The organism is Dietzia sp. NCCP-2495 (assembly GCF_026011735.1).
GTDB lineage: Bacteria > Actinomycetota > Actinomycetes > Mycobacteriales > Mycobacteriaceae > Dietzia.
Window position 1 is genome coordinate 1 of the sequence record NZ_BRVN01000035.1, and the last position, 18762, is coordinate 18762.

Genomic DNA, 18762 nt, shown 5'->3' on the forward strand with positions numbered 1-18762 from the left:
GAATCGACCCCAACGACCACGCCCTCGCCCGACGCTGCTCGGTGGGAGACATCCCGACCCGGGCGGCCGCGACCTTCGCCGATCGCGCCGCGGTCACCGACGACTCCGGATCGTGGACGTACCGCGAGCTGGAGTCGATGTCGAACCGCCTCGCACACGGACTCGTCGAGCTCGGCGTGGCAGAGCAGGAACCCGTGGCGATCCTGTCGACCAACTGCCGCGAGTTCGTGGCCACCTACTTCGGCACCGCCAAAGCCGGCATGGTGAGCCTGCCGATCAACCTGCTGTCGGGGCCGGAGAACATCGTGCACGCCCTGTCCGACTCCGGGACACGGGTGCTCGTGGTCCACTCGGCCCTGGCGGAGCTCGCACTCGGAGCGGTCGCCGCGGTTCCGGCGATCGACCACGTCGTAGTCGTCGGCGGGGTTCCCGACGGCCTGGCCACCGCACCAGAGGGACCCGCGCTCCACGGCTGGGACGACGTGCTCTCCGGTGACGACTCCAACCCCGACACGGTGATCGGCGACCGACAGGTCGTCCAGTGCCTCTACTCCTCCGGCACCACCTCCCGCCCCAAGGGCGTCCTCACCTCCCACCTGGCGGTGACCATGGCGGGCCTGTCGAACGGCGCCATCTTCGGCATGCCCTGGGGCGCCACGGGCGCGGTGACGGTGCTCCCGCTCCCGCTGTTCCACACCGCCGGCCTCAACGGCGTGCTCCTGGCGGGGATCACGATGGGCGCGCACATCCACCTCCTCCCCGGCTTCGACCCGGTGCAGTACTCCGACACCGTCGCCCGCGTCCGCGCCACGCACCTCGTGGGCCTGCCGCTCATGCTCCAGGCCCTCGCCGACGGCGCAGAACGAGGCCTGGACCTGAGCGCGATCGAGATGCTGCTCTATGCGATGGCACCGATGTCAGCCGAGATGCGGGACCGGCTCACCGCGGCGCTCCCGGACGCGCGCATCATCCTGGCCTCGGGCATGTCCGAGTGCACCCCCGCGACCGTGATGCAGTGGCCCGAACTGAACCCCGACAAGTCCGACTCCTGGGGATACCCGACCCCCGTCGCCGAGAACCGCATCTGCGAACCCGGCGGCCCGGAGCTGGTCGACATCGGCGGCGACGGCGAGCTCGCCTACCGCGGCCCCACGGTGATGGAGGGGTACTGGAACAACCCGGACGCCAACGCGGCGGCGTTCGTGGGCGGCCACATGCACTCGGGTGACCTGGGCCGGATCGACGCCGACGGCGTGGTCTGGTTCGCCGACCGGGTCAAGGACATCGTCAAGTCCGGCGGCGAGAACGTCAGCTCCCTGCACGTCGAACGCGTCCTCATGGACCATCCGCACGTCGCCGAGGTCGCGTGCATCGGCCGACCCGATCCCACGTGGGGCGAGCTGGTGGTCGCGGTGGTGGTGCCCACCGAGGACGCACCCGGTCACGAGGAGCTGGCAGCCTCGGTGACGGCGTTCGGTGCGGAGCGGCTCACGTCCTCCCAGCGACCACGCGACGTGGTGATCACCGACGCCATCCCCCGCACCGCGACCGGCAAGATCCGCAAGGTCGAACTGCGGTCGATGACCTGAGGCCGGCCGGCCGCGCGCTACGGGCCGTACTCGAGCAGCTCGCCCGGGACCTCGAGCCGCGCGGAGGCCAGCTCGGCCCCCAGCCCGGCGGCCGCGGCAACGCCCCGCGGCGGGCGCGCGACGAAGTTGACCGCGCGCAGGTTGGGCAGCGGGTAGCGCCGCACCTCCATGCCGTCGAGCGCGCCGACGAGCTCGCGCAGCCGCTCCTCGGTGAACTCACCGGCGAGCCACGCGAACGCCGAGTCGTCCCAGGTCCACACGGCGATGTTCACCCCGCGACCCACCACGCCGCGTCGCACGCTGGCGACCGAGCCGAGCTGGGTCGACACCCCCGCGCCTCCGGGCACGGCACTCGGCGTCCAGGGCGTGGGCAGCTCGCCGGGGCCGATGGGCGCGGTCTCGCCCGGGACCGGCACGTTCTCCCGGGCGCCGTCCGGCAGCACCACCACGTGTCCGGCCTCGCCCTGCGGCAGCGGGCGCGCCACCCGACCGGGCCGCACCTCATCCTCCGCGCGGCCCATCCCCACCACCGCGACGACCGGGGGCGCGGGCTCCCCCCGCGTCCCGCTGAGCCGCACCCGGTCCGTGCCCTCCTGCGCCAGGCGGACCGAGTCGAGCCGGAGCACCACGTCCGGCGCGGCGTACCGTGCGCCGGCCACGCCGTCGAGGAGCTGGTCGGTGACGGTGCCGACGGTGACCGAGCCGAACGCCGACGGGTGACGGGTGATGACGGCCGAGCCGTCGCCTGCGATCTCGGCGATCGGGTACCCGCCGGTCACGGGGTCGGTGGTGCGGGTGACGTCCGTCGAGGAGTCCACTACGCCTGTAGCGCCAGGGCCTCCCGACAGCACGTGGCCCACCGCGACCGAGCCTGCGAGCGCGTCGAGGGCCGAGTGGGTCCAGCCGTGGTGCGCCGCGGCGGCGCCCGTCACGAGCGCCTCGCGGCTGACGCGACCGGTGACGACGACGACGGCGCCCGCCGCCAGACCGCGGGCGATCCCGAACGCCCCGTGCCGCACGGTCGCCACGTCGACCTCGCCGAGACCGAGTTCGGCTGCCCGGTCCGTCACCTCGCCTGAGACCACCGAGGCCACGGGCAGATCAATTCCCGATTCGCGGGCCAGTGCCCGCAACTCGTGGGCGAGTCCCTCCGGATCGAGCGCCCCCGCATTGGTGACCACCCGGACACCGCCCGAGCCGAGGAGGTCGAGACACTCACGCAGCTGCACCACCGCGGCGGTCTCGTACCCGGGGCCACCTGCTGTGCGCTGCGCGGCGAGATCCGCCACCGCCTCGTCCGACAGCATGTCCAGGGCCACCACGTCGAGCCTCGAGGCGGCGAGGAACTCGGCGGTCGCCGTGGCCCGGTCGGTCCGGGAGGCGGAGAGGTTCCCGATCCGCAGGGGCCGCGTACTACTCGTCATCGATCCTCCGGTGCGTCTCGGGTGTCGTTCGGGCCTTACTCCAGCATGCTGCCAGTCATGGCCAGCCGGGTATGGAACGAGAAGGCCTCTTCGAGGATATGCGGAGTGTTGCCCGCGTTCGGCCGCGATGTCGCGCGATCGACATAGTCGTGCAGGAGCGGGCGGAACGCCGGGTCGGCACAGCGGTCGATGACCACCGCCGCGCGCTTGCGCGGGCTCAGGCCGCGCAGGTCCGCCAGCCCGTGCTCGGTGACGATGACCTGCACATCGTGCTCGGTGTGGTCGACGTGGGGCACCATCGGCACGATCGCCGAGACCGCACCGTTCTTCGCCGTGGACGGGGACAGGAACATGGACACGTACCCGTTGCGGGTGAAGTCGCCCGAGCCGCCGATTCCGTTCATGATGCGCGTGCCGCCGACGTGGGTGGAGTTGACGTTGCCGTAGACGTCGGCCTCGAGCATGCCGTTCATGCCGATGATCCCGAGGCGTCGGACGATCTCCGGATGGTTGCTGATCTCCTGCGGGCGCAGCGTCACGTGCTCACGGTAGAGGTCGATGTTGTCCACCAGCTCCGCCAGTCCGGCACCGGACAGCGCCAGGGACGTGGCCGAGGCGTGGGCGACCCTGCCCTGCCGGATGAGGTCGAGCATGGAGTCCTGGATGACCTCGGAGTAGCAGGTCAGACCGGTGAACGGCCCCTCCGCGAGGCCGGCGAGCACCGCGTTGGCGACGTTGCCGATCCCCGCCTGGAGCGGGAGCAGTCCGTCGGCCGGCATCCGACCCGACTCGACCTCGCTCCGGAAGAACTCCACCACGTGACCGGCGATGGCCTGGCTGATCGCGTCGGGCGCGGCGACCTTCGTCTCCGAGTCCTGCTCGTTCGTGTGCACCACCGCCACGACCTTCGACGGGTCCACCTCGAGGTACGGCTGGCCGATCCGGTCGGCGGGCCCCGTCATCATGATCGGCGACCGGTTCGGGGGCAGCGCGGTGCCGTAGTAGACGTCGTGCATGCCCTCGACCTCGAGCGGCACCCACGAGTTCACCTCGAGGATCACGGCGTCCGCGACCTCGAGCCAGGTCTTGTTGTTCCCCACCGACATCGACGGGATCAGCTTGCCGTCCTCGGTGACGGCGGCGACCTCCACCACGGCGACGTCCACGGTCCCGTAGTAGCCCTCCCACACCTGCTGGGCGACGTGCGAGAGGTGGATGTCCACGTAGTCCATCCGACCGTCGTTGATCTTGCCGCGAGCGGTGGGCTCGCTCTGGTACGGCATGCGCAGCGCGACGCCGTCGACCTCGGCGAGGAGCGCTTCGGCCTCGCCCGCCACCGATGCGCCGGTGAGGAGATTGATGCTCAGGCTGCCGCCGTCGGCCCGGACCCGGCGGACACGCTCGGCCAGCGCGGGCGCGAACGCCTTGGGCGTGCCGGCACTCGCGAAGCCGGAGATCGCGACCGTGTCGCCGTCCTTGATACGAGAGACCGCCGTCGCTGCGTCCGTGACAAGACCCTGGAAGTAAGGGTGGCGGACGCGCACGGAGTCGACGGTGGCACCCGGCGAAACGGTGGTGGTCATGGGCGGAGCGTAGCGGGGCCGCGCGGCGATCTCCGAACCGCTGACCTCCGCTCACCCCTCAACTGGTGGGGTGGCTCACGCTCCCGATGTCGTCGGCGTCATCATCGCCCGGATACCGGACACCCGGTGCAGACGTGGACTTCGTGACCCGGATGCCCGCCCGGTCGCTCAGCCTGACCGTATTCACCGTCCCCGGCGGATAGACTCGACCGACCAGTCGACCACCGTGGCCCGAGGAGTGAACCTTGTCCCCCAGGACCGCACCGATCCCCGATCGCATCGACCAGGCCCGCGCCAACTGGGAACGTCAGGGATGGGTCGACGCCGCGCAGGGGATGACCGTGGTGACGTCCGTGATGCGCGCGCACCAGATCCTCCTGGCCCGGGTCGAGGAGACCCTGCGCCCCTGGAACCTGTCGTTCCCCCGCTACGAACTCCTCCGCCTGCTCGCGTTCTCCCGCTCGGGCGCCATGCCCATCACCAAGGCCTCGGAGCGCCTCCAGGTTCACGTCACGAGCGTCACCAGCGCGATGAAGCGCCTGCTGGAGGCCGGGCTCGTCCAGCGTCGCCCGCACCCCACCGACGGGCGCACGACACTGGTGGAGATCACCGACGAGGGACGCCGTGTCGTCGACGAGGCGACCGAGGCGCTCAACTCCGGCATCTTCGCCGACCCCGGGATGGACGCACCGGAGCAGGCCGCGCTAATCGACGCGATCGCCTCCCTGCGCCGGACCGCAGGCGACTTCTGACCTGCCGGCCTGCGGCTACCGTTCTGCCCAGCGGCGCATTCTGACCGGCCCGGCGACGTCTCCAGACCAGCCCACCGGCGGCTCCTGTCCGGCCCGCACGACGGCACCGCGCCCAGCCCCTCTCGGGTGGGGCCGGGCGCGGAAGCGTGTGCGGTGTGACCCGTGTCCGGGCCGCCGGTCACCAGGTCACGGGACCTCGGTCGCCATGACCGGATCGTTTTCCTCGACCTCGGCGAGCACCTTGTTCGTGTTCGACTCGGACATCGCGAGCACACACATCATCGACATCGCCGACAGGAGCGAGAGCATGATGCCGACCCCGAACGAATTACCCTGGCCGACCATCGCGGCGGCGGCGAGCGGAGGGAGCGCGCCGCCGAGGATCCCGGCGAGGTTGTAGCCGAGGCCGGCGCCGGTGTAGCGGTAGCGGGCCTGGAACAGCTCGGGCAGCAGCGCACCCGCCGGGCCGTAGGCGATTCCGAAGATGATCAGCGTGACGAGCAGACCGATCACGAACGCGAAAGTCGACTTGGTGTCGAGGATCGGGAACACCACCAGCGACCAGACCACGGCCAGGGCGACGGAGGTGCCGATGACCTTCTTGCGACCGAAGCGGTCCGAGAACATCGCCGAGAGGGCGATGGCGAGGCCGAAGACGACCGCCGCGACCATGCCCATCGCCAGGACGAAGGTGCGGGGGTGCTCGAGGTTCTTGGTGGCGTAGCTGGTGAGAAACGACGTCCCCATGTAGAAAAGCGAGAACAGCGAGGTCAGAGCTCCGCCGGCGAGGAGGATCTCCTTCCACTGGTAGCGGATCGCGTCCGCGAAGGGCAGGGTCTTGGGAGCGATGTCAGCAGCGGCGCGGACACGGTCCGCCTTGAACACCGGGGTCTCCTCGACCGACAGGCGGATCCAGAGACCGACGAGGACCAGCACGGCGGACATGAGGAACGGGACGCGCCAGCCGTACTGCATGAAGGCACTGTCGGGACCCGCGCCCTCACCGGCGACGACGGCGAAGAGGAGGAAGGTGCCCGAGGACAGGAAGAAGGCGAATGCCACGCCCAGCTGCGGCCACATGGCCATGACCCCGCGCTTGCCCTCCGGCGCGTACTCGGCGGTGAGCAGCGTGGCGCCGGCCCATTCGCCGCCCACGGCGAAGCCCTGGAAGAAGCGGCATGCCACGAGCAGCGTCGGCGCGAGGATGCCGATCCCGTTCTCGAAGGCTCCGAACGCTCCCGTCTCGTAGCCCGGGAGCAGGCCGATGAACACGGTGGCCACGCCCATGATCATGAGGGTCCACACGAGCGTGCGCTTACGGCCGATCCGGTCACCGAAGTGGCCGAAGACGGCGGCGCCGACCGGGCGCGCGAAGAAGGCCACAGCGAACGTCGCGAACGACGAGAGGGTGGCGGACGCGGCGCTCTGCTCCGAGAAGAACAGCGTGGGGAACACCAGTGCGGCGGCCGTGCCGTAGATGAAGAAGTCGTACCACTCGATCGTGGTGCCGATCGACGACGCCGCGGCGACACGCCTGAGCGAGGTCGGCTTGGCCGGGGCGCCGGATGGCGGCGAGCCTGGTACGGATGAACTAGTTATCGTCACGACAACTCCAGATCTCTCGGTGTCGCCGCGCAGGGTGACCGCGGCACTGACACGTTCTTCCGACGCGTTCACGTCGACGCCGAGAAAACTATGTGAGGCGGGCCACACCCGGTACACCCGAAAGTGGATACCGGGTGATCTGGGCCACATCTGCTGGCACGAAGCCCGATCCCGAGGCACACACCACGGTCAGGCCGTGGCACGAAAGACGTTCCGCACACCACCCTTCCCGGGGGCAGTGTGCGGAACGTCTGAGATCGTTGCGACGTGGTTCGGTCGTGCGCGGGGGTTCGGCCGTGAGCTGTGGTGCGGCTCCATCGCCGGTCAGGTCAGGTCAGGGAAGGATCCCGAGCAACCTGGCCCGCGCGACGGACTCCATCCGCGACCGGGTACCCAGCTTGGTCCCGATGTTGCGGAGGTAGGCCTTGATGGTCTCGGGAGACAGGGACAGGCGCGCCCCCACCTCGGCGTTGGAACACCCGAGCGCCACCTGTGCGAGCACGTCGATCTCCCGCGGCGAGAGGATCGTCTTCTCCGGGACCGGGTCCTCCCCCACCGCAGTCGGACGCCCCACACCGGCCAGCGCGGAGCCCGCCGCGAGGAGTCGGTTCCGCAATGCCGGATCCCCGAGCTCCGCAGCGATCGCACGGAGCTCGCCGTGGAGCATCCTGAGCTGCTCACGATCGGCGGATTCCAGCCCGACGCTGTGTTCTGCTGCCGCGAGGTCCGCCATCCGGAGCCTCCGGTCGACCTCGTCGCGGACCTGGAACTCCGTGGCGAGCTCGTTGGCCGCCCGGATGAACGACCGCGAGACCTGGTCCCCGAGCTGGGTGGCCACCCGGGCTGATCCGTAGAGGACCGTCCGGGCGACACCCGAGACCATGACAGGTACCGAGATGATGGCCCGGAGGCCCTCGCGCTCCACCGCCTCGGCATAGTCCCGGGTGATGCCCTCACAGTCCTCGTAGTCGCGAACCGTCGCCGGCCGACCCGAGACCATGACGCGACCGCCCAGTCCCCTGCCCTTGGCCACGGCGAGACCCTGCATGGACGAGGTACGGGCACCGATGAAGCGGTTCAGTCGGGCCGTCTCGCCGTCGGCCTCCCCGGCGAACACCATCGGCAACCCGGATTCCTGGCGGACCTTGCGAAGGGCGCCGAGGACCGCATCCGAGTCACTGGGTCGAAGGATGGACATGGTGGAACTCCCGAGAATGGAGATGTGTTCAGTTCCCCGCCGAGGCGCGGATACTGGTGATTATCGCACTGAAATCCTTGTCCCCGTTGTCTTGCGCGAATTCGTCATACAGTGCAGCCGCCGCGGCGCCCAGCGGTGCGACGGTGCCCGTGCTCTCCAGTGCCGCCAGGGCGAGCCCGAGGTCCTTGTTCATGAGAGCTGTGGCGAACCCGGGCGCGAAATCGTTGTTCGCCGGCGACGTGGGTACCGGGCCCGGGACCGGGCAGTTGGTGTGCAGGGCCCAGCTGTTGCCCGTCGCGCCGGTGACGACGTCGTGCAGCGCCTGGTGCGAGAGCCCGAGCCGCTCGGCGAGGACGAACGCCTCACCGATCGCGATCTGATGGACCGCGAGCACCATGTTGTTGCAGACCTTCGCGGCCTGCCCCGCACCGGTGCCCCCGCAGTGGATGATCTTGCCGGCCATGGGCTCGAGCACCGGCTGCGCCGCGGCGAACGCCTCGTCCTCGCCACCAACCATGAAGGCCAGTGTGCCGGCGGTGGCGCCCTTGACCCCACCCGAGACCGGGGCGTCGACCTGGAGCATCCCGGCGTCGACGGCCTGGGCGTGCACCGCACGCGCGTCGTCGACCGAGATCGTGGACGAGTCGATGAACAACGTCCCCTTCTCCGCCGAAGAGAGCACCTCGGAATAGGTGGAGGTGACCAGCGCACCGTTGGGCAGCATGGTGATGACCACCGACGCCCCCTCCACGGCCTGCGCCGGCGACTCGCACACCGTGACGCCGGCCTGGCGTGCGGCGTCCTGGGCGGCCTCGACCGGATCGAAACCCCGGACCTCGTTGCCCGCCTTGGCCAGGTTGGCAGCCATGGGTCCGCCCATGTTGCCGAGGCCGAGGAACGCTATCGTCTGTGAACCGTTTGTCATCTTCTATGCTCCCAGTCCGCGCGCGGCGACGGCCCTGCCGACGACGACACGCATGATCTCGTTCGTTCCCTCCAGAATGCGATGCACCCGGAGATCCCGCACGATCTTCTCGATTCCGTACTCGGCCAGATACCCGTATCCGCCGAACAGCTGCAGTGCGCGGTCGGCGACGTCGAAGCACCGGTCGGTCACGAACAGCTTGGCCATGGCGCACAGCTCGACGAAGTCCGGCTCCTTGGCGTCCAGGGCCGCGGCCGCGCGCCACAGCATGAGCCGACTGGCCTCCAACTCGGTGGCCATCTCGGCCAGCGTGAAGCGGATGGTCGGCTCGTCGATGAGTGCGCCACCGAACGCCTCGCGGTCCCGCAGATGCGCGACCGCCTGCGCATAGGCCCGCTGGGCACCGCCCAGCGAGCAGGCCGCGATATTGATGCGCCCGCCGTTGAGGCCCTTCATCGCGATGGTGAACCCGAGGCCCTCGCCGCCGGTGTCCGCACCACCGATGAGGTTGGCGGCCGGCACGCGGACGCCCTCCATGATCACCTGCGCCGTGGGCTGCGCGTTCCAGCCCATCTTGACCTCGTTCGGGCCGAAGCTCAGTCCCTCCGAATCGGCAGGGACGATGAACGTCGAGATTCCCTTCGGCCCCGCCTCACCGGTCCGCGCCATCACCACGTAGACGTCCGACTGACCGCCACCGGAGATGAACTGCTTGGTCCCGGTCAGCACGTACTCGTCGCCGTCGCGCACCGCCTTGGTCCGCAGCGCCGCCGCGTCCGACCCCGCGCCGGGCTCGGTGAGGCAGTAGCTCGCGAAGAGCTCCATCGACGCGAGCTTCGGGATCCACTGCTGCCGCTGCTCGTCGGTGCCGAACTCGTCGATCATCCACACGCACATGTTGTGGATCGACAGGTACGCCGCCACCGCCGGGCAGCCGCGGGCGAGCTGCTCGAAGATGCGCACCCCGTCCAGGCGACGCATCCCGCTGCCCCCGACGTCCTCGGAGACGTAGATCGCGCCCATGCCCATCTCGGCGGCTTCCCGGAGGACGTCCTTCGGGAAATGATGGCTCTCATCCCACTCGAGAGCGTGGGGCGCGATCCGCTTGTCCGAGAACTCCCGGGCGGCGTCGACGATGACCTTGTCGTCGTCATCAAGGGTGAACATGACGGTCCTCTCCTACGGTGACCCGCACTCAGTCCATGGTCGGGATGACGAACTCGGCACCGTCCTTGATGCCCGAAGGCCACCGCTGCGTGACCGTCTTGACCTTGGAGTAGAACTTGATCGACTCCGGTCCGTGCTGGTTGAGGTCGCCGAAGCCGGACTTCTTCCAGCCGCCGAAAGTGTGGTAGGCGATCGGCACCGGGATCGGGACGTTGACGCCGACCATGCCCACCTCGACACGGGAGACGAACTCGCGGGCCGCGTCGCCGTCGCGGGTGAAGATGGCCACGCCGTTGCCGTACTCGTGCTCGTTCGGCAGTGCCAGCGCCTCCTCGAAGTCCTTCGCGCGCACGATCGCCAGGACCGGGCCGAAGATCTCGTCGGTGTAGATGCTCATGTCGGTGGTGACGTTGTCGAACAGCGTCGGCCCGACGAAGTAGCCGCCGGAGATGTCCTCACCGTTGAACTCGCCGTTGTAGGCACCGACGCCACGTCCGTCGACGACGACATCCGCGCCGGCCTTCTCGCCCTGGTCGATGTAGTCCAGCACGCGGGCCTTGGACTCGGGCGTGACCAGCGGGCCGTAGTCGGACTGCGGGTCGTGGCTGTGGCCGACCTTGAGGGCCTTGACCTTCGGCACCAGCTTCTCCAGCAGGCGCTCCGCGGTACCCTCCCCGACCGGGACGGCGACCGAGATGGCCATGCAGCGCTCACCGGCAGAACCGAAACCGGCTCCGACCAGGGCGTCCGCGACCTGGTCTAGGTCGGCGTCCGGCATGATGATCGCGTGGTTCTTGGCGCCACCGAAGCACTGTGCGCGCTTGCCGGTGCGGGCGGCGTTCTCGTAGATGTACTGCGCGATCGGCGTGGAGCCGACGAAGCCCACCGCCTTGATCGTGTCGTTCTCGAGGATCGCGTCGACGGCCTCCTTGTCGCCGTGGACGACCTGGAAGACACCGTCCGGCAGGCCGGCCTCGGTGAACAGCTCCGCCAGGCGGACCGGCACGGAGGGGTCACGCTCGGAAGGCTTGAGGACGAACGCGTTGCCGCAGGCCAGGGCGGGGCCGGCCTTCCACAGCGGGATCATGGCCGGGAAGTTGAACGGGGTGATGCCAGCGACCACGCCGAGGGGCTGGCGCATCGAGTAGACGTCGACGCCCGTACCGGCGTTCTCCGTGTACTCGCCCTTGAGCAGGTGCGGGATGCCGAGCGCGAACTCGATCACCTCGAGGCCGCGCTGGACGTCGCCGCGCGCGTCCGGGGTGGTCTTTCCGTGCTCGATGGCGAGCAGCTCCGCCAGCTCGTCCATGTTCTGGTTGACCAGGTCCACGAAGCGCATGAGCACGCGGGCGCGCTTCTGCGGGTTCTGGGCCGCCCACTCCTTCTGGGCGACTGCGGCCTTGGCGATGACGTCGTCGACCTCGGCCTTGGAGGCGAGAGGCACGACCGCCTGCGCCTGTCCGGTGCTCGGGTTGAGCACCTCCTGGCTACGTCCGCCGGTGGCGACGACGCGCTTGCCGTTGATGTAGTGCTCGACCTGCCTGAGATCTGCCATGGTTGCCCCTTCCTCGGCGGGCTCCGGTCCCAGCGACCATCGCCCTTCTCGTGATGGTCATCACCATATACTTGCACCTCCTAGTAATCCAGGGGCGGTGAGGATTTCGACGGCCGCCCTCCCCTTTCGGGTGTATTGCCCCCTGTCGCACGGGCCTAGTGTGAGCTGACTCACGAAACGAGTACCCCTGTCGACAGGAGCACCCATGTCCCCGCTCTCCACCAATGCCACCGAGAAGTTCCGCGCCGCGCGCGACTTCCTCCAGGCCCACGCCGAGGATTACGACGCCGCCCGCGACGGCTTCTCCTGGCCCGAACTCGACGAGTGGAACTGGGCACTGAACTGGTTCGACGTCCAGGCCGAGGGCAACGACGACCCCGCCCTGTGGATCGTCGAGGAGAACGACGGCGGCGGCGCCCCGACCGAGGCCAAGTACTCGTTCGACGAGATGCGGGTCCGGTCCGACCGCACGGCCAACTGGCTGCGTGAGCGGGGCGTCGAGCCCGGTGACCGCATCCTGCTCATGCTGGCCAACCAGGTGGAGCTGTGGGACGTCATGCTGGCGGCGATCAAGCTCGGTGCCGTGGTCATCCCCGCCACCACGCTGCTCGCCGAGGGCGACCTGCGGGACCGCATCGCACGCGGCGGGATCAAGCACGTCATCGCGCGGGCCGAGCTGGCCGAGCGCTTCGCCGACATCTCCGGTGACTACCAGCGCATCTCCGTCGGCGGGGACGAGCGGGGTGGCGCGCCGGAGGGCTGGACCGACCTGGCCGGCGCGATGGACGCCTCCCCCGACTTCGAACCGACCCACACCACCCACGCCGACGACACCCTGCTGCTGTACTTCACCTCCGGCACCACCAGCAAGCCCAAGCTCGTCGAGCATACGCACGCCTCCTACCCGGCGGGTCACCTGTCGACCATGTACTGGATCGGACTGCAGCCCGGGGACGTGCACCTCAACGTCTCCTCGCCCGGCTGGGCCAAGCACGCGTGGTCCAACGTGTTCACGCCGTGGATCGCGGGCTCGTGCGTGTTCATCTACAACTACTCCCGCTTCGACGCCGCGGCGATGATGCGCGAGATGGACCGCTGCGGCGTGTCCAGCCTGTGCTGCCCGCCGACCGTGTGGCGGATGCTCATCCAGGCCGACCTGTCCCAACTGCAGGTGCCGCCCCGCCTGGCGGTGGGCGCCGGCGAGCCGCTCAACCCCGAGGTCATCGGCCGGGTCCGGGACGCGTGGGGAGTGACGATCCGCGACGGGTTCGGCCAGACCGAGACCACCGTGCAGATCGCCAACACCCCGGGCCAGCCCATCAAGGACGGCTCGATGGGCCGGCCGTGCCCCGGCTTCGACGTGGTGCTGGTCGACCCGGCCACCGGTCAGGAGGTCGCCGGCGACGGCGCGGAGGGTGAGATCTGCCTGCGCCTCGATCCCCGCCCGCTAGGACTGATGGTCGGTTACCACGGTGATGCCGAGCGCACCGACGCCGCCTACTACGGCGGCTTCTACCACACCGGTGACGTGGGATCCCGGGACGCGGAGGGCTACATCACCTACGTCGGGCGCACCGACGACGTGTTCAAGTCCTCCGACTACCGGATCTCCCCGTTCGAGCTGGAGTCGGTTCTGCTGGAGCACCCGGCCGTCGCCGAGGCGGCCGTGGTCCCCTCCCCCGACCCGGTCCGGCTCAGCGTCCCCAAGGCTTTCGTCGTGCTCGCAGGCGGATGGGAGCCCACCGAGGACACCGCGCGAGAGATCTTCGAGTACTCCCGCACCCATCTCGCGGGCTACAAGCGGATCCGCCGACTGCAGTTCACCGACCTGCCCAAGACCATCTCGGGCAAGATCCGGCGGGTCGACCTCCGTAACGGAGAGTCCGACAACGGCCCTTCGGTGGACTTCCCCGGCGAATTCCGGGAAGACGTGCTGGGCAGCGCCTGAGGGCACCCAGCCTGCCAGGGCGGTGAAATGGGCTCACCTAGTCCGAGCCGGACCTCCCGGCCCGCGAAAGGTTCACCGATGCCCTCTCCCGACCCGGCCCCCGTCCGGGCGCCGACAGTCGCCCGCCGTGCTCATCGGCGTGGTGGTGGCGGTGATCGTTCTGCTGGTGATCGGCTTCTTCGCCTTCGGCGGCAGGTCGATGCTCCAGAGCGCAGGCGTGCTCCCGGCCACCAACCCGGACGTAGGCGAGTGCATCATCGGCCAGACCGACCACGAGGCCGTCGACTGCGACGACCCGCAGGCCCGCTACGAGGTCAAGGCCGTCCTGGACATCCCCGCGGAGGGCGCCACCCGCGAGATCTGCGCCGTGGTCGAGGGGGCCACCGGGATGATCCTCACCACCAACAACTCGAACAAGGTCCTGTGCGTGGCCGAGCTCGGCGGCGAGGGCGCCTGACCGGGCGGCTCGGTGACGACGGGCGCCGTCACGCCCGGTCCCGGACGAACGCGTCGATCTCCTCGGGGGTCCACGGTGCGCTGGCGTGGAAATCGCGATAGGCCAGGATCTCGGCCTCCGGGGTGGGGAACCGCCCGAGGAACCCGCCGGCTCCCGCGAACACTCCCCCGGTGATCCCGGCGGACATCTCCGTCGCCAGATAGGTGTAGAGGGGCGCGACGTACTCGGGACCGGCGGGGTCGAGCGCGCCGGCGACGCTGAGCTCGTCGAGCAGCCCGCGACGACCCAGGTGGTGGATCTGGGCCTCGTAGTCGTCGCCGGCGGACAACCTGGTGCGCGCACCCGGGCACACGACGTTGGCCCGCACCCCGTGCTCGGCCAGCTCCGCGGCGATCGCCACGGTCAACGAGGTGACCGCCCCCTTGCCCGCCGGGTACCCGGTCCCGCCGTAGTCGCCCTTCCAGGCGAACGACGACGTGGTGACGATCGTGCCGGCCCCCGCATCGACGAAATGGGGCGCGAACTCCCGGCAGGGCGCGAAGACGGTCCCCAGGTGGGCGTCGATGAGATCGGCGAACTCCTCGTGGCCGATCGTGAGGATCGACGACCCGGACGGTTCCGCCACGCCGGCGCAGGTGATCAGGCCGGCCACCGTCGAGCCTTCCTCGCGGGCCCGGGCGAGCAGCTCCCGCGCCACCTCCGGCTCGTGGGCCGGACCGACAACGCCCGAGACGCGGCCGCTCGACCGGTCCGCCAGGTCGGCGACCTGCTCGTCCACCACCGCACCGTCACGGCCGTTCAGCACCACGTCCGCCCCGCGGGAGGCGAGGTCGGCGGCGACGGCGGCGCCGATTCCCCGGGATGAGCCGGTGATCGCGAAGGCCCGGCCGTCCAGTCGCGGACCCGCGCCCGGGGCCTGCGGGGTCATGCCGGTGTACCCGCGGGGTCGATCCGGCGGTCGTGGTCGGGCGCACGGTCGGCGACGAGCCGACGCGCCCAGCCGTAGTCGGTCTTGCTGCTCGGGTGCCGCTCGACCCGGTCGACCACCCAGAGGGCCACCGGGATCTTGAACCCGGCCAGGCTCTCCCGCAGGGACGACTCGAGGCGGCCGAAACGCTCGTCCGGATGGTCGTCCGTGTGGTCGCCGTCTCCGCTGCCGTCGGCCCACTGGATAACCGCGCCGACCCGGTGGCCGAACCGCTCGTCGGGCACCCCCAGGGCCACGGCGTCCTCCACCGTGTCGGCCGCCTTGAGCGCCGCCTCGACCTCCTCGGCGAAGATCTTCTCGCCGCCGGAGTTGATCACTTGGCTGCCGCGGCCCAGCATGATGATCGAGTCCGGGCCGTCGTAGCGACCGCGGTCGCCGGTGAAGACCCGCGGGGTACCGTCGATCTGGCGGAACGTCTCGGCGGATTTGGCGGGGTCCTTGTAGTAGCCGCTGGGCTGGTAGCCGGACTTGACGATCCATCCGACCTCGGTGGAGGCGTCGTCGAGCGGCTCGTCGAAGTCGTCGACCAGCTGCAGCGTGGTGCCGCGCGGGATGCGCGGGCCGTGGTCGGCGAACAAGGAGCCGTCGTCGAGGTTCGCCTTGGTGACCATCCCCAGGCCGCCGAAACCGCTCTCGGACGAGCCGAACGCGTCCATGATCATCAGGTCCGGGCGCAGGCGGAGGAGGTCGGCCTTGACCGCCGGGGAGAACAGAGCGGCGCCGGAGGAGATCATGAACAGGCTCGAGGTGTCGGTTCCGGTCTCCTGCAGGCGTTCGACGATCGGGCGGACCATCGCGTCACCGGCCACCACGGCCACCTGGATCTTCTCGGACTCGATCTCCTCGAGCACGTCCGCAGCCCGGAAGTGCGCCAGGTAGTGCATGGTCCCGCCCGCGAACAGCCCGGTGAAGCTCGGCATGAGCCCCGAGGTGTGGATGAGCGGGAGCAGGATGAGGTACCGCATCGGGTCACCGGCCAGCCCCGACCGGGACTGGTGGTACTCGTCGGGCACCGGCTCGCCCGTGTGGTAGTCCGCGCCGCCCCCGAGGCTGCGCCACAGGTCCTCCTGCCGCCACATCACCCCCTTGGGCTTTCCGGTGGTGCCACCGGTGAACACCAGGAACAGGTCGTCGGCACTGCGTTCGATGTCCGGCCGTTCGGTGGAGGCCTCGGCGAGGAACTCGCGGGAGTCCAGCGCACCCGCCGGGAGGGGCTCGGCTCCGGAGCCGTCGTCCACGACGATCGTGTGGCGGAGCGCGTCCAGCCCCTCGGAGGCCCCGGCGGCGGCGGGACCGAACTCACGGTGGACCACCAGGACGCTGGAGTCGGAGTAGTCGTACAGGTACCGCAACTCGTTGCCCGAGTAGCGGTAGTTGACGCTGATCGGCACGGCGCGGAGCTTGAGGATGCCCAGGAACACCGCCAGGCAGTCCACGCCGTTGCGCAGGTGGATCGCGACGTGGTCGCCCGCGGTCACCCCGAGTCCGGACAGGGCGGACGACCACCGGTTGGCCTCCTCCTCCAGACCGGTGTAGGTCAGCCGGCGGTCGTCCTCGACCACCGCCAGCCGGTCGTCTCCGTACGCGTCCACCGCGTGCTCGAACAGGTCAGCAAAAGTGTGTGCCATTGCATGGTCCTCAGGTCATGGGGAGGGGAGGGCAGGGTGTGGGTGTGGTGATTGGGGAGACCTCGCGTCAGCGGAGTCGCCTCACACGGGCGTGATGGGCAGGGGCGTGCGGGCGGGCCCGAAGCTGAAGGCCGCTCCCGTGCTGAGCCGCGTCACGGCCACCTCCTCCGATTCCGTCGTGGGCACCGAGCCGAGGCGCAGGACCGCCTCCACGCGCGCGCCGTCGCCGGGAACGGACTCGACGATCCACCGCGGATCGACCGCATGTGCCGCGGCCCGGAGCGGGCGCAGGTCGCCGGCAGCCAGTTGCGGGAGCCAGGTGTCGTCGGCGAACCCGTCCGCCTCGGTGTCCCACGTGACGGTGAGCGTCCGGCCGTCGTCGGACAGGTGCGAGGAGTAGCCGGTGTAGGCGGTCGGTCCGGACAGGGGGTGCAGGTCCAGGACAGCGGCCAGTTCCGCGGCACCCGAGGTCTCTGTGGCCTCAGAGACCCCCGCGGCGTCTGAGTTGACCACGGCCCCGGCCAGGATGTCGCGGATCCGACCCGCGGCGACCCCGGAGATGCCGGTCGCCTGGTAGGCGAGCAGTCTGTCGGCGGTCTCGGCGTCCGAGCGCCGCCGCACCGACTGATGGAACCCCACGGCCAGTAGGTGCATCTGCAGGTACACCTCGCGGATAGTGCGGATCAAGGCCGCGGAGGTGAACTCACGGAACACCAGGTCGGTCAGCAGCGAGCCCGAGTAGTCGTCCCGCCAGCCCTGCCCGGTGTCGTCCCGCGGGACGGGTGGGTCGAACCGGAAGTCGATGAGCCGGCTGGACGCCGACTCGATCGCGGGTCCGGGCATCGGCGCCGGCTCCACATCGGGATCGATCCGCACCACCCAGTGGCAGTGCGGTGTCCGGCCCTCGGGGCTGCGGGGCGGCCGGTGGATCGGCTCGACCACGGCGCGGGGGTTGGTGGCCAGCGCGGTGGCGGGGAAGGTGGGGTCCTCGATGTCGTGGCACATCGTGGTGACCAGTCGGTCGCCCATCGGCTCGACGTCCATCAGGGCCCCGCAGTGGTCGAGCCAGAACTCGCCGTGGTCGTGATCGGTGACCCCGTAGCGGAAGTCCATGAACTCGGGCGGGGCCCCCACGTCGAGCTGGAAGCCCTTGAAGATCTCGGCCACACCGTCGCCGGTGATCTGCAGTGCCTCCTTCATCCGCCGGGCGTAGTGCGGGCTGGCCGCCTGCCATTCCTCGATGGCCACGTCCCGCATCCCGTCGACGCCGAACTCCCCGAGCAGGGCGGGCATTCCCGCCCTGTCGATGAGCTGCCCGATCAGCAGCAGGTCGGGCAGCAGTCGGGCAAGGGTGTCGTGGTCCAGGTCCTCGAGTGGGTCTCGTCTCGACTCGCCGGTCACGGGCTTCAGACCTCGTCCGGGCTCGACACCGGCCACAGGGGGGCCGGGCTGTCCTCGATCCGGTACCAGCCGGCGGGCTTGCCGCCGGCGCCCTCGAAGCGGGCCTTCATGGACGGGGTCAGGGCGTCGGCCTCATACATGCGCATGAACAGGTCCACGACGTTGCCGAAGTCGAAGAAGTCGCGGTGCCAGGCCCACTGCTTGTTGCCGTTGTAGAGGAACCAGGAGCCACCCAGTCCGTGGACCTCGTACGGCTTCCCGGTGGCCGGGTCGACGGTGTCGCGCGCGATCTGCTTCCACAGGCACAGGACGTCGCCGGTCTCCGGGTCGATGATGGTCCGGATGTAGGGGTACTCCCACCCGTCGAGCCCCGCCATCTCCTGGCCGAGCGCGATGTCGCGGATCTCGTCGCGGCCAACGGCCATGAAGTCGTCCTTGGTGCCGTAGTTCCAGCCGTAGGTGGCGTCCTCGGCGTAGAACCGGGCGAGGGGCTTCCAGTCCTTGTTGCGCTCGCACTCGGCGTTGGCGTCGATCCACTCCTT

Annotated in this window: 15 protein-coding genes; 4 read left to right on the plus strand and 11 right to left on the minus strand. The window is 69.9% G+C overall.

All coding sequences use genetic code 11. From position 1 onward, the window contains the following. Window positions 1-2 precede the first annotated feature (2 nt). Entirely contained in the window at window positions 3-1589 is a 1587-nt protein-coding gene (locus OPF83_RS16540; protein WP_264888734.1) for a class I adenylate-forming enzyme family protein, read from the plus strand. A gap of 17 nt (window positions 1590-1606) precedes the next feature. Here the strand turns inward: OPF83_RS16540 and OPF83_RS16545 are convergent, their stop codons facing one another. Beyond that, window positions 1607-3013 carry an acyclic terpene utilization AtuA family protein gene (locus tag OPF83_RS16545; RefSeq protein WP_264888735.1) on the minus strand — a complete coding sequence of 469 codons (1407 nt, stop codon included), beginning with the start codon at window positions 3011-3013 and terminating at the stop codon, window positions 1607-1609. Between the two features lie 35 nt (window positions 3014-3048). After that, window positions 3049-4596 (minus strand): succinate CoA transferase, encoded by a 1548-nt coding sequence (locus OPF83_RS16550; RefSeq protein WP_264888736.1) that lies wholly within the window; start codon window positions 4594-4596, stop codon window positions 3049-3051. A 245-nt stretch (window positions 4597-4841) separates the two neighbouring features. Between OPF83_RS16550 and OPF83_RS16555 the strand changes: the two genes are divergently transcribed. After that, window positions 4842-5348: a MarR family winged helix-turn-helix transcriptional regulator gene (locus tag OPF83_RS16555; RefSeq protein WP_264888737.1), complete on the plus strand. Its 507-nt coding sequence runs from the start codon at window positions 4842-4844 to the stop codon at window positions 5346-5348. 186 nt (window positions 5349-5534) lie between these two features. Here the strand turns inward: OPF83_RS16555 and OPF83_RS16560 are convergent, their stop codons facing one another. From OPF83_RS16560 to OPF83_RS16580, 5 genes are all read right to left on the minus strand, one after another. After that, complete coding sequence (locus OPF83_RS16560) at window positions 5535-6953, minus strand: MFS transporter (RefSeq protein WP_375546288.1); 1419 nt, start codon at window positions 6951-6953, stop codon at window positions 5535-5537. A 334-nt stretch (window positions 6954-7287) separates the two neighbouring features. Beyond that, window positions 7288-8151 (minus strand): helix-turn-helix transcriptional regulator, encoded by an 864-nt coding sequence (locus OPF83_RS16565; RefSeq protein ID WP_264888738.1) that lies wholly within the window; start codon window positions 8149-8151, stop codon window positions 7288-7290. A gap of 28 nt (window positions 8152-8179) precedes the next feature. Next, a complete protein-coding gene (gene mmsB, locus OPF83_RS16570; RefSeq protein ID WP_264888739.1) occupies window positions 8180-9076 on the minus strand; it encodes a 3-hydroxyisobutyrate dehydrogenase in 897 nt (298 codons plus the stop codon). Window positions 9077-9079: 3 nt separating this feature from the next. Next, the gene (locus OPF83_RS16575; RefSeq protein WP_264888740.1) at window positions 9080-10243 is read right to left on the minus strand and encodes an acyl-CoA dehydrogenase family protein; all 1164 of its coding nucleotides are present in this window, start codon (window positions 10241-10243) and stop codon (window positions 9080-9082) included. A gap of 28 nt (window positions 10244-10271) precedes the next feature. Then, window positions 10272-11798, minus strand: coding sequence for a CoA-acylating methylmalonate-semialdehyde dehydrogenase (locus OPF83_RS16580; protein WP_264888741.1), 1527 nt, complete (start codon window positions 11796-11798; stop codon window positions 10272-10274). Window positions 11799-12003: 205 nt separating this feature from the next. On the opposite strand from OPF83_RS16580, the gene OPF83_RS16585 reads away from it, so the two are divergent. Both OPF83_RS16585 and OPF83_RS16590 read left to right on the plus strand, forming a co-directional pair. Then, complete coding sequence (locus OPF83_RS16585) at window positions 12004-13746, plus strand: AMP-binding protein (protein ID WP_264888743.1); 1743 nt, start codon at window positions 12004-12006, stop codon at window positions 13744-13746. A 127-nt stretch (window positions 13747-13873) separates the two neighbouring features. After that, on the plus strand, window positions 13874-14203 hold the full coding sequence (locus OPF83_RS16590; RefSeq protein WP_264888744.1) for a hypothetical protein: 330 nt from the start codon (window positions 13874-13876) through the stop codon (window positions 14201-14203). 28 nt (window positions 14204-14231) lie between these two features. Here the strand turns inward: OPF83_RS16590 and OPF83_RS16595 are convergent, their stop codons facing one another. From OPF83_RS16595 to OPF83_RS16610, 4 genes are all read right to left on the minus strand, one after another. After that, a complete protein-coding gene (locus tag OPF83_RS16595) occupies window positions 14232-15131 on the minus strand; it encodes an SDR family NAD(P)-dependent oxidoreductase (RefSeq protein ID WP_264888745.1) in 900 nt (299 codons plus the stop codon). Continuing rightward, window positions 15128-16819, minus strand: coding sequence for an AMP-binding protein (locus tag OPF83_RS16600; RefSeq protein ID WP_264888746.1), 1692 nt, complete (start codon window positions 16817-16819; stop codon window positions 15128-15130). Before OPF83_RS16600 ends, OPF83_RS16595 begins: the two co-directional genes overlap by 4 nt. An 81-nt stretch (window positions 16820-16900) precedes the next feature. After that, entirely contained in the window at window positions 16901-18220 is a 1320-nt protein-coding gene (locus OPF83_RS16605) for a hypothetical protein (protein WP_264888747.1), read from the minus strand. 5 nt (window positions 18221-18225) lie between these two features. Then, on the minus strand, window positions 18226-18762 hold a 537-nt coding region (locus tag OPF83_RS16610; protein WP_375546289.1), incomplete at its 5' end, for a nuclear transport factor 2 family protein.

Excerpts from the sequence above, each read along its gene's own strand:
- OPF83_RS16545 (WP_264888735.1), bottom strand. The coding sequence starts at position 3,013 with ATGACGAGTAGTACGCGGCCCCTGCGGATCGGGAACCTCTCCGCCTCC.
- OPF83_RS16550 (WP_264888736.1), bottom strand. The coding sequence starts at position 4,596 with ATGACCACCACCGTTTCGCCGGGTGCCACCGTCGACTCCGTGCGCGTC.
- OPF83_RS16565 (WP_264888738.1), bottom strand. The coding sequence starts at position 8,151 with ATGTCCATCCTTCGACCCAGTGACTCGGATGCGGTCCTCGGCGCCCTT.
- mmsB (WP_264888739.1), bottom strand. The coding sequence starts at position 9,076 with ATGACAAACGGTTCACAGACGATAGCGTTCCTCGGCCTCGGCAACATG.
- OPF83_RS16575 (WP_264888740.1), bottom strand. The coding sequence starts at position 10,243 with ATGTTCACCCTTGATGACGACGACAAGGTCATCGTCGACGCCGCCCGG.
- OPF83_RS16580 (WP_264888741.1), bottom strand. The coding sequence starts at position 11,798 with ATGGCAGATCTCAGGCAGGTCGAGCACTACATCAACGGCAAGCGCGTC.
- OPF83_RS16585 (WP_264888743.1), top strand. The coding sequence starts at position 12,004 with ATGTCCCCGCTCTCCACCAATGCCACCGAGAAGTTCCGCGCCGCGCGC.
- OPF83_RS16595 (WP_264888745.1), bottom strand. The coding sequence starts at position 15,131 with ATGACCCCGCAGGCCCCGGGCGCGGGTCCGCGACTGGACGGCCGGGCC.
- OPF83_RS16600 (WP_264888746.1), bottom strand. The coding sequence starts at position 16,819 with ATGGCACACACTTTTGCTGACCTGTTCGAGCACGCGGTGGACGCGTAC.